Raw genomic sequence first — 17,575 nt, 5'->3', positions numbered from 1 at the left:
TAAGATGCTTCGGGTCTTTGTGGTATCTTCCAAAGATGGATGCTCAGAGCTATGCAAGCCAGATCCCAGGGGCTGAATCGGGGCGTGTGCGCCTCTCCGACTGCATCGAGTTCATGCAAGCGGATCTGGTGCACGTCAATCCGACGCCCGGAAACCTCGAGCATCACGTCTCCGATGTCCTGATGTACGACCCGCTGGATGAGTGGACAAACGTCGATGACCGGATCATCCTCGCCGTCGGCATCACCTACGGGTCGGCGGACTTCGACCAGCTGCTTCACCGTGCTGCGAACAGCAACGCGGCCGCGGTGATCATCAAGGCCCGCGGCGCCCACATGGAGCAACTGCGATCCGTGGCCGAACGCAACCAGCTTGCGGTCCTGGTTGCGCCTCGCGATGCGGACTGGACAAGACTGGTGGCCTTGGCCAGGGCTTCGGTCATGGGGGCCTCTGCGGACTCGGTCTCCGGGGTACGCCTCGGTGATCTCTACGCGTTTGCCAACGCGGTTGCCTCGATCACCAATGGCGCCGCAAGCATCGTGGATCCGCTGGGAAGGGTCCTGGGGTATTCAACACTGCCCGGGCAGCCCATTGACGAGCTGCGACGTGTGACAACATTGGCTCTCCAGGAATCCACGCCGCCGGCGTTCGACGCGGATTTCAAGGCCGTGTATGCGGCTGCCGGCGCCCTGTACATCCCGTCAACATACGAGGGCGTCGGCCGGCTGGCGTTGGCGGTGCGGGCCGGCGGCGAATTGCTGGGGTCCATATGGATCGTCGACCCGGGGGCCGGAAACGCGCAGGCGGCGTTGGAGGCGCTTGACCGGATGGCTCCGCTGGCCGGCCTGCACATGCTCCATGCGCGTTCGGCCTCGGACTTCGGGGAACGGCGCAACGGCGACCTGATCCGCACGCTCATCGACGACCCCGCGCATGCCTCGTTTGCCGCCGCACAGCTGGGGCTGGACGTGACCCGGGGGCTCGCGGTTGCCGCATTGACGATCGCCAGGCCGGAATCGGGTTCGCTGGATTCGGTGCGTGAAATCCAGCGGCTGCTGCACCTGGTCACAACGGTGTCCAACGTGCAGTTCAGGACCAGCCACAGCGCCCTGATCGGTTCGGTCATTTATGCGGTGTTTCCCTGCCCCGGAAACGACGCCCGGGCCTTGCACCGCAGGGTTGTGCAGGAGATCGGGGCCTATTCCCACACGATCAGTTCCCACCCGCTCATTGCCACGGTGGGCGGCATCGCGCGGCGCGTCGAGGACCTGCCGCAATCGCGGACCGAGGCGCTGCAGGCGCTTGAATACCTGCTGAACCGGGAAGCCGTGGCACGGGGTGCCGGAAGCATCGAGGGCAAGGCGGTGCCTGCCGTTGCCCTCTATGAGGACCACCGGATTCCGTTGAACCTCATGAAGATCGGGAGATTCGTCGCGGAACAGGGGCTTGGCGCGGCCGACGACATCGAGGCAATCCGCGCCTACGACGAGGAACACCAGACGGACTACACGGATACGCTGCGGGCCTATCTGGTCTCCAACGGAAATATTTCGACCATGGCGGCAAGCCTGCATGTACACAACAACACGGTCCGCTACCGGATTGCGCAGATGGCCAAGACCTTCAGCCTGGATCTCGACGATCCGCAAAAGCGCCTCTGGCTATGGTTGCGCCTGACCACCACGGATCTCAGCACCCAAACCAGGCTGCGCAGCATGACGATGCAGGAACGCTGAAGCCGCGCAACGGGCAGCAAAATGCCCCTTGCGGGTGCGCGGCGCCGGGATCCGGGACCGCGCACCCTCAAGGGGCATTGGAGATTTCGGGGCTATTTGCCGGCCCAGGCGGTGGCCTGGACCTCGACCAGCAGCTTGTCGTTGAGCAGCGGGGCCACGATGGTGGCGCGCGACGGACGGTGCCCGGCAAAGGTGTCGACCCATGCACGGTTGTACTCGCCGGCCATGGCCGCGTCGTTGATGTAAACGGTGGTCGTTGCCACCGAAGCCAAGGTCAGGTTGTAGGCGGCGAGCACCTTTTCCAGGTTCTTCAGGGTCTGGACGGTCTGCGCGTAGATGTCGCCCTCGCCCACCAAGACCTTGTTCTCGTCCTTCGAGACCTGGCCCGAAACGAAAATGAAGTCACCTGCACGCGTGGCGCTGGGGAACGGGCTCTGATCGGTGGTCATGCCGGCAACGTCAATGTTGCTCAGGCCTGTGGAAGTGCTCATGGTGCTCCTGGATTGACTGGTGGTGAGGCCTGTCCCGGCCCCCTGAAAGCCTATGGCATCGGCGCAAGGCGCCGAAACACCTTCGGCCGCTTCCAGGGGAAACGGCCGAACGGTCACAGGGGGTTCCGGGTGGGGCAACGCCCTAGCTCAGGTGCTTGAGTAGCTCCGTGGTGCGGTAGGGGATCACGTCGCGCAAGATCATGGACGTGGAGGTGCGGGTGATGCCGGGGCACAACCGGATCTCCTCGCTCACTCGGTACAGGTCATCGGGGTCGATCGCCACTGCGCGGATCAACAGGTCGGTGTCACCGGCGGGGGCGACGCATTCAAGGACCTCGGGGATTTTCCGCAGCGCCTCGATCGCCTCGTTGAGATGCGATTGGTCAAGCTCCGCGCTCACCATGGCCGAAACGCCACGGCCGACGGATACCGGCTTTACGCGGCTGGAATTCGGGCGCAAAGCACCAGATGTGGCCAGCCGCTCCATGCGAGTCTGCACCGTGCCGCGGGCGAGGCCCAGACGCTGCGCAAGCATCATGGTCGGAACGCGGGGATCATCATCCAGGGCCAAGACAATGCGCCTGTCCGTATCATCCAGTTGGTACGATTCCGGCGTCATTCCGACTCCTTCGGCTAAGTGCGGTCAGATTGACCAAGTTGTTCGGTAGCTACCGCTCCATGTTAGTCAAAATGATCAGCGATTCCCAACTGTGTTGCACGGTATGACCGATGGTTGCTTTAGTAGTTGTTAGCAGCTCATCCAACGCCACAAGCCGCGGCGAGCAGACCCCCGGTCCGGGAACCTATCAGGTCCCGGTTTTGGGTTGACCCACAAGGTTTCAGGTCGAATTCAAGGGTGGGCCGCAACGATTCCAAACGCTTGGAGTTGTCGCGGACCACCTTTTGGTTAACGGGGGCTTGGCCTGTTCCGCGCCGGGGGTTGGATATCCACAAAATGGGTTTGACGCGTTTCCCGCTCGGCATGGGGGTAACGTTCTTTGTATGAGATTCATGCGTCTTGAAGATGTTGCCGACGAGTTGAACGTCAACCTGCCGCAGGTGCGCTCACTGGTGCGCAGTGGCGACCTCCCTGCCATCAAGATTGGCGGCCGCGGGGTGTGGCGTGTTGAGCGCAGCGAACTCGAAGCCTATATCCAGCGTCAGTACACCGTTGCCCGGGAATCCATCGAGGCCGGTTCCATCGAGCAGGAATCCGCCGAATAGGCATCTGGCGTCACCATATTTTGTTCATGGGGTTTTGTGGGTTTAGGCTATGAATCGTTGAGGGCATTGGCCCGAGACCCGGGGCATTAGCTCAGTTGGTAGAGCGCTTCGTTCGCATCGAAGAGGTCAGCGGTTCGATTCCGCTATGCTCCACCTGATCGGCCCTCCGAATCACGGAAACGTTGATTCGGAGGGCCATTTGTTTGCCCCGAAACCGGGCACCCGGTGAAGGTGCGACCGGCACAAGCAAGCGGCTCCCGGTTCAATGAACCGGGAGCCGCTTCCTTATATGACTTGGTGACAAACGTATTTACACGTCAGCAGGCGTTAGCCTCCGTTCGGTGCGGAGTTAGTGGCCACCAACGCGTGCATGGTTCCGTCGTCGGTCAGCGCGAACAGGGTGTTGCCGCTGACCGTCAGCGACGAGGCCACAGCTGCGCCGAGGTTGTACTCGGCCAGCTTCTTGCCCGAAGCCCGGTCAAGAGCGACCATGCGTCCGTCGCGGGTTCCCGCGTAGATGACGGTCTCGGTGGCCAAGGCGTGTCCGGCCGGGGAGCCGGCACCTTCGCCCTTGCAGCCTGCTTGCACCCGGAACGGGTCATCCATCGGGCTTTCGCCCGGCAGGTAACCCAGCTTGGTTTCCCACAGGGGGGTGGCCGGGGTGTCCGAGGTGGTGTCGTACGCCCGCACCACACCATCGATGCTGGCCACATAGGCCTTCGAGTCGAAGGTCGCGGGGCTGCTGACCGGCGGCGGGCCGTCCTGGCAGGTGGCGCCGGTGCCGAGCTTGGCGTGCCAGCTGGTACTGACGTCCTTCGGGCTGTGCCCGCGGGTGCCGGAGACCGTGGTGGTCACCAGCTGCGGTTCTCCTGCTTCGGGGTTGGTGAAGGCGGGGGAGGACTGGGTGAACAGGTCACCCGCGGTGTCCACCGAGGACAGCTGCTTGCAGGTGGACAGGTCCATGCGGATCAGGCTCTGGCTGGAGCCCGAGTGCAGGAACGCGGTGGTGGAACCCGGTTCGCGGACCGCGGTGCTGCGGAACTGTCCCCAGCCGGCGGGGGCGGCGAAGCCGCCTGGCAGCTTGGCACCGGTGTCCGCGTTGCGGCAGATGACGTGTCCCCATTCCTGGTAGACGGCCACGGGGGGCTTGCCCTCGAGGTCGAACACGCTCACCGGGCCGCCGGCGCGGCCGTAGCGGCGCACCGTTTCGCCCTTGTTGTGTTCGTCTTCGATGGACTCCCAGGCCACGGCGCCGTTCTTGGCGTCAAGCGCGTACACGCGTCCGACGCCGGTGGTCAGGTAGACCTTGTCGCCGTGGACAGTGGGGGAGGACTCGGCGTCGCCGTCGAGGTAGGTGCGCCAGGCCTCGGCGCCCGTGCGGGCGTCGTAGGCAAGCATCATGCTGTACGGGGAGTCCAGCGCGCGGGAGGCGACGATGACCTTTCCGTCGACCACGGCGGCGCCGTTGAGGTGGAACTGCTCGCCGGTGTTTGCCGACCAACGCAGGTCCAGGTCCGCACCCGGGTTGTCCGCGCTATCCGATCCGCCGGACTCGTCGCGGCCCTGGCGCAGCCAGTCCTGGCCCGGCTTGGCCTTCGAGACGCGGGCATCGGCGAGGACCTCGAACTCGTTGACGACCTTCGGCCAGGTCTTCCCGGCGGTGTCGACGGCGTTCATGGTCGCGACGTACTTGCCGGGGGTCAGTCCCTCGATGTGCGCACCGGCCCGGGTCCAAGAGGTCCTGACCTCGGGGCACTTCTCTGCCTTGCCGCCCGGAGGCGTGTAGCAATTGACGATCCCGGTGGCCTTCTTCTCCTTGCCGAAGGCCAGGGCGTCGTCCTTCCAGACGGTCTTGCCGTTCGGCTTCTTGGTCACGACCAGCGACGCGGTGTCGGGGGTGCGGCCGTCGTCCTCGACGAACAGCTGCACGGGCACGCCCGACTTGTGGCCGTGGGTGCTGCTCGCGGCGGGGCTGACCATGGCCACGTCGTCGTTGACACCGAACTGGCGGTGAGTGCCGCCGATGTAGCCGGTGTCCTCGTTGGCTTCGGTGGCCGGGTCATCGGTGATGCCGGAGAAGTCGACGATCTTGTAGTCGGGGCGGGTGGAATCCAGGCCGTAGGTGCCCATGTTGTTGACCTCCACCGAGCGCTTGAACGCGCCGCGGCGGTATTCTGCCTGCTGGTTGTGGCCGGCGGCGAACATGCGCACGTCGTACTTGGCGAGCTCGTCGATGATCGGCTGCATACCGGCGCCCGGGCCCCACTTGGTGAACAGCGAGCGGTGCGCGAACACCATAACCTGCTTGCCCACCGCGTGGCGCTTCAGGTCCTCCTTGAGCCATTCCAGCTGTGGCTTCAAGCCGGAGGAGTCGTAGTTGTTCTCCAAGACCACCGCGTGGCGGCCGTTGCGGTCGAAGCTGTACCACTCCGGGCCCATGTTCTTGCGCCAGTACTCCATGGATCCGCCGTAGCCCACCGAGGTGGCGGTACCGCCGACGTCGTGGTTGCCGACGACCGGGTAGAAGGCGTGGCCGAGCTTGCCGGCGGTCAGGCCGTTGCGCAGCACGTCGTAGCCGCCCTGGCGGCGCGGTTCGGCGGCGTAGTCGGTGACGGTCAGGTCGCCGGTGGTGATGGTCATGGTGGTTTCGAGGTTCTCGGACATCGCCTTCACGCGTCCGGTCCAGGTCGGCAGGCCGGAGGCGGCCGAGGCGTCGGTGGTGTTACTGACCTCCACGTCGGAGACCATCGACCACTTCTCCTTGGGGTTCGCGGCGTTCTTGTCCGGCACCAGGGCGAAGTCCAGCCCGGTCAGCGGCGAGGGGCCGGCGGGGACGTTGCGGAAGTGCTGCGGCACGGAGTCGGCGCGCAGCGCGGGGGTGTAGCCGTTCGGGGACACGATCTGGACCAGGTCGGTTTCGCGTCGGGTGCGGTCCATCTGGAAGCTGTAGGATCCGTCGGCCTCGCTCTTGGACCAGACCTCGCCGTCGGTGACCGAGACGCCGCCCATGCCGGGCTCGCCGGAGTCGCGGACGCCGTCGGCGTCGAGGTCTTTGAACACGGTGCCCTGGACGACGGCCACGTCGGTGGAGGTCGTCTTGGTGAGCGTGAAGGTGATCGGGTCGGCGAGCGGCTCGTAGCCGTCCTTGGCCAGGAAGTGCGCGGTCCAGGTGCCGGCACCCAGGACGCCACTGCCCAGGGTGATGGTGCCGTCGGCCTTGGCGGCGTAGCCCCAGGTCCGTGCGGCGATGGGGCCCGGGGTGTCATTGGGTCCGTAGATCCCCACCCAGTTGTTCGAGGCCGGGGCGTCGGTGATGTAGCGGAAGGAGAGCTGCTGCCCGACCTTCGGGTCCTGCGTGGTGAGGGTCAGTCCGGGGGTGATGGAAGTGGTTTTGGCAGTTGGAGCAGATGGGGCAGTCGAAGTGGTGGTGGGGGCAGGGTCCGCGCTGGGTGCGGGGGGTTCGGGGGCTTCGATGGCTGCCGGGGAATCAACGGACTCGCTGGCTGCCGCGGATTCGGTGGCAGCGGGGGACACCGGGGCAGCGGTGGCGGCACCCGGGGCCAGCACCAGCAGCGGGGCGATCAAGGCCACGACCAGGCCGCCGCTGGTGGCAACGCGGAACTTGCCGGTTCGCGCCGGGCGCTCTGCGCGCGGGCGATCGGAGTCGGCGGGAACCTTGCGGCGGGCGAGGATGACAACCAGTGCCACGCCCAGTCCCAAGGCCAGGATCAATAGGCTCTGCGGAGGCAGCTCAAGCCCTCCGACGGGTGCCGGTTCGTGCACGCCGTATGCGTCGACGACGGGGGTCGCTGCCGTGGCGACGACGGTGTTGCCGTCGAACTCGACCACGAGCGAGTCCATCTGGGCCGCCTGCAGCAGCGAGGACAGGTCAACCTGGTCCAGCTTGCAGTCCCAGGCCAGCTGGAGGACGAGGGAGCCGGGTGCTCCACCGGTCTCGCCGGCCACGCCTTCGGCGGTGAGCGGGCATGCACCGGCGAGCATCGTCTGCGCCCAGGCGGCGGACTGCTCGATGCCGACGATCTCGTTGCTCAGCATCATGTGGCCGGTGGAGGTCGCCCCGCTGGTCGAGACGACGAGCTCTCCATGGTCACGGCTCTGGTGGGCGGATGCGGTGCCCACGGTGGATAGCAGGAAGGTCATTGTCGCTATGAATACCGCGAGAATGTTTCGATATGTATGGGGTGCGCTGCGCGCGTCAGGTTTCACGCCGACAAACGTAACGATTCAACGTGTCGGGTCGGTGTCCCCAACATGAACGCCGCCTGACCAGTGCATGCTTCGAAATGGACATTGCGGTGCAGTCGGCTGCGGGAGGCCGCCGGGCCTGTTTGACGGCCTCCCGCGGGGATTGTCTGGCAGCGGTTTTTGGCGGCGCTACTTGGCCGCGGTCAGGGCATCGGCCTTGGACTTGGGCTTGGCCTCCGGCTCGGCCGCCCGATTGCCCGGCGTCCGGCCCCCGGTGTACCCCAGCAACAGCATGGCGCCGATGAACACCACGTAGGAGAGCAGCGGGTTGGCGGCGACGCCGTCGAAGAGCGGGGTCAGCGCCGAGTCCGTGTCCGTCCAGATGCCCGCCACCCAGGCGGCCGAGGCCACGACGCCGAACGCGGCGAGGCCCCGGCAGAAAGTTCCGTAGTGCTTTCCGTTGGCTGCGACGTGGATCAGCGGGACCACCAGCAGCACGCCGAGCAGCTGGGCCAGCTCGATGCCGATGTTGAAGCCGAGCACCGCGACCAGCGTGTCGGTAAGGTTGAGGTTCATCTCCAGGATCGTCGTGGCGAAGGCCATGCCGTGCACCAGCCCGAAGAGACCGGCCAGCATCACCTCGCCGTGCGCAAACATGGGTCGCACCAGGTTCCACGCAGCCACCGCAATGGAGAGCGCAACAAAGGTCTCGACGTAGCGGACCGGAGGGGTGAACCAGCCCAGGCTCACCACGAGCAGGGTGACCGAGTGGCCGATGGTGAAGGCGGTGACGATGGCGAGGATCCGCTTCATCGACGGGCCGAGGCCTGCCTTGTGCTGGCTCCAGCGCCATCCGGCGCCGGTGCGCACCGCCACCAGAGGGGCCGAGAGCAGCAGCACCGCAAGGAACAAGAGGTGGTCGTAGCCGTCGGCGATGTGGTGCATGCCGTGCGCGATCATCTCTCCGAGGCCCGCCTTCTGCGAGTGCGCGTCGACCTCCAGGGTCTGCTGGGTCGCGGTGATGACGCCGAGCAGCTCCGCTTCCTCGCCCTCCACGACCCGCGAGACGTAGACCTTGTGGCCATCGATCACGTCGGTCATCAGCGACGACTTCACGGTGAAGGGACCGGACCCGGTCGGGGACACCGCGGTCATTGCCACGACGACGGCGTCGCGGTCGTTGACGATGCCGTGGGCGACTCCGGTGATCTCCGTGGCGCCGGCCTCGCCGCCCGCGGTGATCGCGACCCTGTCGTTGACGAGCTGCTCGATGGTTCCGGCCGGAATCGGATCGCCCGCCGCCAGGTCAAGGCCCGGGTACTTGTTCAGTTGGTCGAGCTGGAGCTGCAGGGTCAGCCCCATGCGGTCTCCCTCGATTTCGACCAGCATGCCGGTGGTGCCGACGGGGTGGGCCTGGGCCGCGGCGGCGGGGACGAACAGGAGGAGGAAGGCGATGAAAATCATCACGAGGCGGCGCATGGAGCTCCATTGATTGGTCGAGATCGGTAAACACACATTGAGTCATGAAGCCATGAATGACTCGGGAAGGCCGGGTGAGGCGCAGGGGGACACGAGGTTAACGGTTGGATCGCCGGGCCGCGCTCGCCGGAGGGCGCCATCACGGGTTTCCGGAATCCGGCCGGATCGCGCCCCCGCGACCGTGAATCGGTAAACCTTGCCCGCGTCATAAAGGTGTTCGCGAGTGGTGATCCTATACATCCGATGTTTGTCGTGTAAAAATGGCACGTCGGGGCGATTGTTCTTGGGGATGCCTCACATTTAGGAGCTAAACAACCGATCAATGAAGCATTGGAGATTGTCAATGGTCTACGCATCACCCAGTCGACGCCAGGTCCTCAAGATTGGCGGGCTGCTGGCGCTCACCCCGCTCGTCACCCAAATCATCGCCCAGTCGGCCAATGCCTCCCCGGCCCTGGCTCCGGCCGTCGGGCTGCTGAATCACCCGGTGCTTTCCAACCACACCCTCTGGTACCAGCGTCCCGCCACCGACTGGCAATCCGGCGCCCTGCCCGTCGGCAACGGCCGCCTCGGCGCCATGTTCTTCGGCGACCCGGACCGCGAGCGCATCCAGTTCAACGAACAGAGCCTCTGGGGCGGGCTGAACGACTACGACAACGCCCTCGCAGGTCAGCCGGATGGTGCCTACGACACGAGCGTGACCGGGTTCGGCTCCTACCGGAACTTTGGCGACGTGGTGGTGACCTTTGCCGAGCAGGCCGTGGTGACGTCTCCCGGCGGCCCGTACAACAACTCGTCCTCCGAAACCGTGGCCGCCACGATCGACGGCAACAGCGGCACGAAGTGGTGCATCGACGGCCCGCCCGCCAAGGTGCAATGGCTGGTCAAGCTGCCCGGCCCGGTGAACGTTGCCCAGTACACGCTCACCAGCGCCAACGACGTTCCGGCCCGTGACCCCCGCAACTGGACCCTGTCCGGCTCGAACGACGGCGATTCCTGGACGGTCATCGACACCAAGGCCCTGCCCGGCCCGTTCGAGGGCCGCCGCCAGGCCAAGGACTTCGCTGTCGCCAACCCCGGCTCCTTCAGCCAGTACCGTTTCGACTTCACCCCGGTCCCGGGAGTCAGCCACTTCCAGGTCTCCGAGATCGCCCTGGCCGGCGTCTCCTTCGGCGGCGGCGCCAAGATGTATGTCTCTTCGCCCACCGGGCAGGCCGACGGCGAAGGCCCCGGCTCCGACATCCTGCGCACCCTTGACGGCGGGGCATCCACCGCGTGGATGGTCGCCAAGCCGGGCGCGGAGGTCATCTGGCAGGCGGAACTGGCCAGCGCGGTCATGCTCAACGCATACTCGCTGACCTCTGCGGCCGATGCGCCCGCGGCAGATCCGCGGGAATGGACGCTGGAAGGTTCCACGGACGGCCGGACCTGGGCCGTGTTGGACACCCAGTCGCCCGGAGCTCCGTTTGCCTCCCGCGGCCTGGAGAAGACGTTCACGATCGCCGGCGGCAGGAGCTTCAACTCGTACCGGCTCACGCTGCGCGGCGAGGCCGGGGTGGACCGGCTCCAGCTTGCCGGGGTCTCGCTTTCGGGGCCGTCGTTCAATTCGCGCAAGTCCTCCGCCGTGGCCGAGTACAAGCGTGCCCTTGACCCAAGTGTCGGAATCCACGTGACCCAGTTCGGCACCACGGGCGACCGCGTGCAGCGCGAGGCATTCGCCAGCCGGGACTCCGACGTCATCGTGCTGCGTTACGAGACGGACCGGGCGCAGGGGCTCAACGCGGGCATTGCGCTGACGTCCGCCCAGACCGGGGCACCGACCTCCGCCGTCGCCGATGCCCGCTCGCTGTCCTTCTCCGGCGAGATGGCCAACAAGCTCAAGTTCGCGGCAACGCTTGCTATCACCGAAACCGACGGAACCGTCAGTGCCGCAGGCGATTCGCTGAAGATCGGAGGGGCACGGAGCATGACGGTGGTCCTGGATGCACGCACCAACTACAAGCTCGACGCCAAGGCCGGCTGGCGCGGCGCCGACGCGGCCGCCACCGTGGCCCGCAACATCGCGAAGGTGTCCACCCTCCGCTACGAGGACATGCGCGCGGCGCACCAGACGGACATCGAAAGCATCATGGGAAGGGTCAGCGTCGACTGGGGGACATCGAAGTCCGCGGTGTCGGGCATTGCCACGAACCTCCGCCTCGGCGCCTACTCCGCGGGCACGGACGACCCGAGCCTGGAACAGACGATGTTCGCCTTCGGCCGCTACCTGCTGCTGAGTTCGTCGCGACCCGGCGGCCTGCCTGCCAACCTGCAGGGCCTGTGGAACGACAGCAACTCCCCGGCGTGGGCCTCGGATTACCACACCAACATCAACGTGCAGATGAACTACTGGGGAGCCGAGACCGCCAACCTCAGCGAAAGCCACGAGCCCCTCATCGAGTTCATCCGGCAGGTTGCCGTGCCAAGCCGCGTCGCGACCCGCAACGCGTTCGGCAAGGACACCCGCGGCTGGACCGCGCGCACCAGCCAGAGCATCTTCGGCGGCAACTCCTGGGAGTGGAACACCGTGGCCAGCGCCTGGTACGGGCAGCACATCTACGAGCACTGGGCCTTCAGCCAAGACAAGGCCTACCTGCGCGACACCGCGCTGCCGATGCTCAAGGAAATCTGCGAGTTCTGGGAGGACCGGCTCGTCGAGGACGAGAACGGCAAGCTGGTGGCCCCGGACGGCTGGTCGCCCGAGCACGGCCCGCGCGAGGACGGCGTCATGTACGACCAGCAGATCATCTGGGACCTGTTCCAGAACTACCTGGACTGCGAAGCCGCCCTGGAGTTCGACCCGGTGTTCCGCGACAAGGTCGCCGGCATGCAGGAGCGGCTTGCGCCCAACAAGATCGGCAGCTGGGGCCAGCTGCAGGAATGGCAGACGGACAGGGACAACCCCAAGGACATCCACCGGCACACCTCGCACCTCTTCGCGGTGTACCCGGGGCGCCAGATCACCCTGGAGGACACCCCGGAACTGGCCGCGGCCGCACTGGTGTCGCTGAAGGCCCGCTGCGGCGAGGTCGCGGGCGTGCCCTTCACCGAGGCCACGGTCTCGGGCGACAGCCGCAGGTCATGGACTTGGCCGTGGCGCGTGGCGATGTTTGCCCGGCTGGGGGAGGCCGACCACGCCAGGCTGATGCTGCGCGGCCTGCTGCGCTTCAACACCCTGTCGAACCTGTTCTGCAACCACCCGCCGTTCCAGATGGACGGAAACTTCGGCATCACCGGGGCCGTGGCGGAGATGCTCATCCAGAGCCACGGCGAGAAGATCCACGTGCTGCCGGCCCTGCCCTCGGCCTGGCCCGACGGTTCCTTCACTGGCCTGCGGGCACGCGGCGGCTACGAGGTCAACGCAACGTGGAAGGACGGCAAGGTCACCGAGGTCTCGGTGATCGGCGACCGGGCCCCGAACCAGGGCAACATCACGATGCTGATCAACGGAAAGGACTGCAAGGTCAAACCGAGCATGCGCGGCCACAAGCCCAAGCCGTTCCGCCCGTAATTCCAGTGACCGAAGCCCGGCGCTCCTCCGTCATTTCGGCGGGGGAGCGCCGGGCTTCCCACGTGGGGTTTCGGAATACGCCCCGCGTCGGAACGCCCGCATAAGACGTCTGTTAACTTGGGACCAACCCGGCCGCCCAGCCGGACAGTGTACCGTGAGCCCTAGGGGAACCGCGGGTTCCCAACATAAAAAGGGCGTATATCGTGGCCACTGCTAATGAACTTTCATTGGGTCTTATCGCAACTTCGCACAAGGTGGATGAACAGCGCTTGCCGATCCACCCGGCACATTTTGAACGAATCGATGAGCATCTCCGCAGCCGAATCATGATTGAATCCGGCTACGGGAAGTCCTTCGGATTCGACGACGAGCAGCTGGTGCCGTTTGTCGGGAAGATCGGCTCGCGCAGCGAGGTCTTCGCTCAATCGGACATCCTCTTGCTGCCGAAGCCGCAGGTGGCGGATCTGGAGGAAATGCGCGACGGGCAAACCCTCTGGGGCTGGCCGCACTGCGTCCAGGACAGGGCGATCACGCAGCTGGCCATCGACAAGAAACTCACGCTGATCGCCTTCGAGGCGATGAACCACTGGGGCACCGACGGCAGTTTCGGGCTGCACGTCTTCCACAAGAACAACGAGCTTGCCGGCTACGCATCGGTCATCCACGCGCTCCAACTCTGTGGCTCCACCGGAGACTACGGCCGGAAGCTCACCGCGGTCGTCATCGGCTTCGGCGCCACGGCCCGTGGCGCTGTGACGGCGTTGCGCGCCCACGGCATACATGACATACGGGTCCTGACCAACCGCTCCGTCGCCGCAGTTGCCTCACCCATCCACTCGGTGCAGATGGTGCAGTTCGAACACGACGGGGGCCCGCACCTCAGCGAGGTCATCACGGACGAAGGACGGGTGCCGCTGGCTCCGTTCCTTGCCGAAAGCGACGTGGTGGTGAACTGCACGCTCCAGGACCCCAACGCCCCGCTCATGTACCTGCGCACCGGGGAGCTGGCTGCTTTCTCCCCGGGCAGCATCATTGTCGACGTCTCCTGCGACGAGGGCATGGGTTTCGAATGGGCCAAGCCGACGAGGTTTGCCGACCCCATGTTCACCGTGGGAAAGAACATCAACTACTACGCGGTCGACCACAGCCCGTCCTACTTGTGGAACTCGGCAAGCTGGGAAATCAGCGAAGCATTGTTGCCGTTCGTCGAAGACGTGCTGGGCGGCCCCGGCGCATGGCAGGCAAACAACACGGTGGCCAAGGCTATCGAGATCTTCGACGGCGTCATCCAGAACCCCGCGATCCTCGAGTTCCAGCACCGGGCAAAGGCCTACCCGCACCTTGGTGTTGCCGGCTAGCCGAATGAACATGTGGAAGCCGCCGCACGCTGGTGCATGCGGCGGCTTCCACAAATGACTCGGATGGCGGGATCAGGCGATGATCTCGGCACCCTTCCACAGGCGCTTGGTGGCCAGTGCGGCGCCGGCACCCAGCGCTTCGAGCTTGGCCATGGCGATCTGCGGGTGGACGCGGCCGCCCAGGCCGCAGTCGGTGGACGCGATCACGTTCTCGCGGCCGACCAGGTTCGCGAAGCGCTCGATGCGGTCGGCGACCAGCTCCGGGTGCTCGACCACGTTCGTGGCGTGCGAGACGACGCCGGGTATCAGGATCTTTCCCTCGGGCAGCGCGCGGTCCTCCCAGATGCGCCATTCGTGCTCGTGGCGCACGTTGCCGGCCTCGAAAGAGACCATGCCGGCGTTGATGCGCAGCACCGGGTCGAGGATGTCGGCGAATGGGATGTCCGTGGTGTGCGGGCCGTGCCAGGAACCCCAGCACACGTGCAGCCGGATCCGCTCGGCCGGGAGCCCGCGCAGCGCGTGGTTGGTTGCCTCCACGCGCAGCTCGAGGAACTTCAGGTAGTCCTCGAGGCTCGGCTCCGGGTTGACCTGGTCCCAGGACTCGGCCAACGACGGGTCGTCGATCTGCAGGACCAGCCCGGCATCGAGGATCGCCTTGTACTCCTCGCGCATGGCATCCGCGGCGGCAAAGAGGTATTCCTCGTCGCTGGTGTAGAAGTCGTTGGCCAACCGCGCGCAGGAAGCGGGGGAAAGCGCCGCGAGGAAGCCCTCCTCGGTGCCCGTCGCCGCCATGGCGGTTTTCAGGTTCTTGATGTCCGATGCCACCAGGTCGTGCCCGGTGTAGGTCAGCGGTGCGACGACCTTTGGCTGCGTGGTGGCCTTGCGGTGGGCCAGGATGCCGGAGGTCGGATCCGCGTACGCCTCGGCGAAGGCCTCTCGATCGCGGCGGTCCGGGAACGAGGTGAGCACAACGTTGCCGGGGGTGGAGCGCTTGACCGCGGTCTCGGCCCAGCGGTCGACGGTGGTTTCCTCCAGCCCGCCGAGGCGGGCGAAGGAATAGTTCCACCAGGCGCCGAAATCGACGGCGGAGGACATGGTGTGCCCGAATTCGCCGTCGTTGGGGATGTCGATGCCCAGCTTGCGCTGCTTGGCGACGATGCCGGTGACCGATGCCTCGAGGAGTTCGTGGAATTCGGGGGTGATTCCGCCGCGTTGCTTGGCCTCGTTGGCGGCCAGCAGCTCATCGGTTCGCGGCAACGAGCCGGCGTGGGTGGTACGGATATGGCTGTTGTTGGAGGACATGGGTGATTGCCTACTTTCCATCGAACCTGGCAGTAGCACCGTTACCGTTTCAGAAGCCTCGTCGGCGGGTTAGGTTGCTGCGGCTTCATCGATCCAGGTCTCTCGGCCGCTCCGGATGGTTACGTATCAATACCTATCACGGAACTGTTTTCTGCCGTCCTTCGGCGCATTAGTGTGACGTGGGCCAAGCCTTGATCCACGGACGTGCCTTCGGCCCCGTGCCCGAACCTCGCCGGAAGCTAGTTGCCGGGGCGGGGGAGGAACCGGTATCGATGCTCTTGCCCGCCTTCTGCCAGGCGGTGACGGACACGGTTCCCCCGTCGATGATGTCCAGGTCGACCGTCGCCTTCTGGCGCAGGGTTCCCGCGTACGGGGCCAACAACATGCTGCCCACGCGGGTATCGCCCGCAGCCGCCATCGCATTCCATCCCATGAAAGCTTCTGCGCTCTCCCCTGGGGCGAGCATGACCCGGGTGATGCCCGGGTCGTCGGTCATGAACGAGCCGCCGTGGACCACCAGGACATCGATCACCCACCCGTCGACGTTGTCGAAAGAGACATCGGGGTAGGACTCCAGCACGCAGGGTTTTGACCCGTTGTTGGTCAAGCTGAATCCCATGCCGCGGTGGCCGGTCGCGGCATCGGGTTCCGATAGGGAAATGGTGGCGTCCTTGCCGTCGCACCAGTTTTTTCCAGCGGGCTGCGTGGCATATGACACGCTTGGCGAACCAATGGGATCAGGTTCCGGGGAAGCAGGCGGGGCGACTGTCGGCGGTTCGACGGCGCCCTGGGCCGTGGTTTCCCGTTGGGCCTGTGGGATGGCGATAACCAAGGCGCCGGCCGCGAGCACGGCCGGAACTGCGACAAGAAGTCTCGGCACGCTGAACGAGGTACGTTGCCGGCTACCGGGTTGCCGTTGTTTGGCGATGAAGGCACCGGCCAACACCGGAACCCACCCCCAGAAGATTCCCCAGTATCCTGCCGACAACAGATCCGATTCCACGCCCTGGAAAAGCCACGCCAGACGTGGCGGCGGCCAAGTCGCAATGATTTCCCCTGCTGACGAAAGCACTGTCGTGGCGAAGGAGGCAATGACAACGCACATCCACGTCGCGAAGAACCTGAGTCGCCGTTGCGCGGGATTCAGGGCATCCAGCGGGCCGATGAACAACAAGGCGCCGGCCGTGAAGAGCATCAGCGTGAGCGTCGAAAGCACGGGAATGAATACGGGCCAGATGTCCGCTGTGCGCCACGTGGCAAGCGCTATCGTCTCCGGGAACAGCAGCTGCACGAAGGGCACCGGGAGGAACGTTGGGCGTGTAATCAGCCAGCCATTGAGCAAGCCGCTCAGTAGCCAGCCAAGCCCCGCGAATCCAGCGATCCACGCGCTGCCGGCAGTCAGGCCTTTGTAGTTGCTCATGCTGGAAAGCCTAACTGACCTGCAAATGTCCTTGGATTCGGGACCTTTTCGGGGTGATGGAATTGCTGGACCTGCATAATGGAGCCCACGGGGGTACATCCTGTCCCGCGCACCGATTCAGTTCGAGGAGTACATTTTGAGCACGCTCTTTTCGGAGAGTTTCCTTGACCGCCCCCGGCGTGAGCTCAGCCCCGGCGCCGTTTGGGTACCCGACTGGCTCACCCTGGCTGAACAACGCTGGCTTGTGGATAGGTTCCATGAGTGGGGGCGGGGGCCCGTGCCGCCACGCGCCGCCAAGATAGGGTCAGGTGAAATGTCGGTCCAGACGGTATGCCTGGGCTGGCATTGGCAGCCGTACGCCTATTCCCGTGAAGCAACCGACGTCAACGGCAACCGGGTGCTCGAGTTCCCCGATTGGATGGTCAGGCTGGGTCGCAAAGCGATCCTTGAAGCGACAAATGACCCCTTGGCCGCGGCGAACTACACGCCCGACACAGCCTTGGTGAACTACTACTCGGATGATTCCAAAATGGGAATGCACCAAGACCGGGACGAGCAGTCGACCCAGCCGGTGGTCTCGATCTCCATCGGGGACACCTGCCAATTCAGATTCGGCAACACCCTCAACCGAAACAAGCCATACGAAGACATCGCGTTGGCGTCAGGGGACCTGTTTGTCTTCGGAGGTCCGGCGCGACTGGCCTACCACGGAGTCACAAAGATCCTGCCAGGCACCGCGCCCGCGGAATGCGGCCTGGCTTCGGGCCGGATCAACATCACCATGCGGGTGACCGGGTTGGACGGTTGAT

The 17,575-nt window shown here is 65.4% G+C and carries 11 protein-coding genes, 1 tRNA gene and 1 riboswitch; of the genes, 6 read left to right on the top strand and 6 right to left on the bottom strand.

Annotated features, from left to right (window positions below):
• Positions 1 to 35 precede the first annotated feature (35 nt).
• Complete coding sequence (locus JOF47_RS14860) at positions 36 to 1,736, top strand: PucR family transcriptional regulator (protein WP_209999802.1); 1,701 nt, start codon at positions 36 to 38, stop codon at positions 1,734 to 1,736.
• Positions 1,737 to 1,828: 92 nt separating this feature from the next.
• On the opposite strand, the gene JOF47_RS14855 is transcribed toward JOF47_RS14860, so the two are convergent.
• Positions 1,829 to 2,227, bottom strand: coding sequence for a RidA family protein (locus tag JOF47_RS14855; RefSeq protein WP_209999801.1), 399 nt, complete (start codon positions 2,225 to 2,227; stop codon positions 1,829 to 1,831).
• Between the two features lie 142 nt (positions 2,228 to 2,369).
• Positions 2,370 to 2,846 carry an Lrp/AsnC family transcriptional regulator gene (locus JOF47_RS14850; protein WP_209999800.1) on the bottom strand — a complete coding sequence of 159 codons (477 nt, stop codon included), beginning with the start codon at positions 2,844 to 2,846 and terminating at the stop codon, positions 2,370 to 2,372.
• A 392-nt stretch (positions 2,847 to 3,238) separates the two neighbouring features.
• Here JOF47_RS14850 and JOF47_RS14845 point away from each other — a divergent pair, with 392 nt between their 5' ends.
• Together JOF47_RS14845 and JOF47_RS14840 are read left to right on the top strand one after the other, a co-directional pair.
• Positions 3,239 to 3,451, top strand: coding sequence for a helix-turn-helix domain-containing protein (locus JOF47_RS14845; protein ID WP_209999797.1), 213 nt, complete (start codon positions 3,239 to 3,241; stop codon positions 3,449 to 3,451).
• Positions 3,452 to 3,531: 80 nt separating this feature from the next.
• Positions 3,532 to 3,604: transfer RNA gene (locus tag JOF47_RS14840), tRNA-Ala, on the top strand.
• A gap of 174 nt (positions 3,605 to 3,778) precedes the next feature.
• On the opposite strand, the gene JOF47_RS14835 is transcribed toward JOF47_RS14840, so the two are convergent.
• Together JOF47_RS14835 and JOF47_RS14830 are read right to left on the bottom strand one after the other, a co-directional pair.
• Positions 3,779 to 7,612, bottom strand: coding sequence for an outer membrane protein assembly factor BamB family protein (locus tag JOF47_RS14835; RefSeq protein WP_209999795.1), 3,834 nt, complete (start codon positions 7,610 to 7,612; stop codon positions 3,779 to 3,781).
• Positions 7,613 to 7,846: 234 nt separating this feature from the next.
• Positions 7,847 to 9,136 (bottom strand): HupE/UreJ family protein, encoded by a 1,290-nt coding sequence (locus tag JOF47_RS14830; RefSeq protein ID WP_209999794.1) that lies wholly within the window; start codon positions 9,134 to 9,136, stop codon positions 7,847 to 7,849.
• A gap of 343 nt (positions 9,137 to 9,479) precedes the next feature.
• Here JOF47_RS14830 and JOF47_RS14825 point away from each other — a divergent pair, with 343 nt between their 5' ends.
• Both JOF47_RS14825 and JOF47_RS14820 read left to right on the top strand, forming a co-directional pair.
• Entirely contained in the window at positions 9,480 to 12,686 is a 3,207-nt protein-coding gene (locus tag JOF47_RS14825) for a glycosyl hydrolase family 95 catalytic domain-containing protein (protein ID WP_209999792.1), read from the top strand.
• A 200-nt stretch (positions 12,687 to 12,886) separates the two neighbouring features.
• Positions 12,887 to 14,044: a N(5)-(carboxyethyl)ornithine synthase gene (locus tag JOF47_RS14820; RefSeq protein WP_210001726.1), complete on the top strand. Its 1,158-nt coding sequence runs from the start codon at positions 12,887 to 12,889 to the stop codon at positions 14,042 to 14,044.
• Between the two features lie 72 nt (positions 14,045 to 14,116).
• On the opposite strand, the gene JOF47_RS14815 is transcribed toward JOF47_RS14820, so the two are convergent.
• Together JOF47_RS14815 and JOF47_RS14810 are read right to left on the bottom strand one after the other, a co-directional pair.
• On the bottom strand, positions 14,117 to 15,346 hold the full coding sequence (locus JOF47_RS14815) for a cobalamin-independent methionine synthase II family protein (protein WP_209999788.1): 1,230 nt from the start codon (positions 15,344 to 15,346) through the stop codon (positions 14,117 to 14,119).
• 14 nt (positions 15,347 to 15,360) lie between these two features.
• Positions 15,361 to 15,468: riboswitch (SAM riboswitch) on the bottom strand.
• Between the two features lie 47 nt (positions 15,469 to 15,515).
• Positions 15,516 to 16,766 carry a DUF4232 domain-containing protein gene (locus JOF47_RS14810; RefSeq protein ID WP_209999785.1) on the bottom strand — a complete coding sequence of 417 codons (1,251 nt, stop codon included), beginning with the start codon at positions 16,764 to 16,766 and terminating at the stop codon, positions 15,516 to 15,518.
• 136 nt (positions 16,767 to 16,902) lie between these two features.
• Here JOF47_RS14810 and JOF47_RS14805 point away from each other — a divergent pair, with 136 nt between their 5' ends.
• Entirely contained in the window at positions 16,903 to 17,574 is a 672-nt protein-coding gene (locus JOF47_RS14805; protein WP_209999783.1) for an alpha-ketoglutarate-dependent dioxygenase AlkB family protein, read from the top strand.
• The last annotated feature ends 1 nt before the right edge of the window (position 17,575 follow it).

It is taken from the genome of Paeniglutamicibacter kerguelensis, from assembly GCF_017876535.1.
Classification (GTDB): Bacteria; Actinomycetota; Actinomycetes; order Actinomycetales; family Micrococcaceae; genus Paeniglutamicibacter; species Paeniglutamicibacter kerguelensis.
This window is presented reverse-complemented; position numbering and strand designations above follow the sequence as displayed.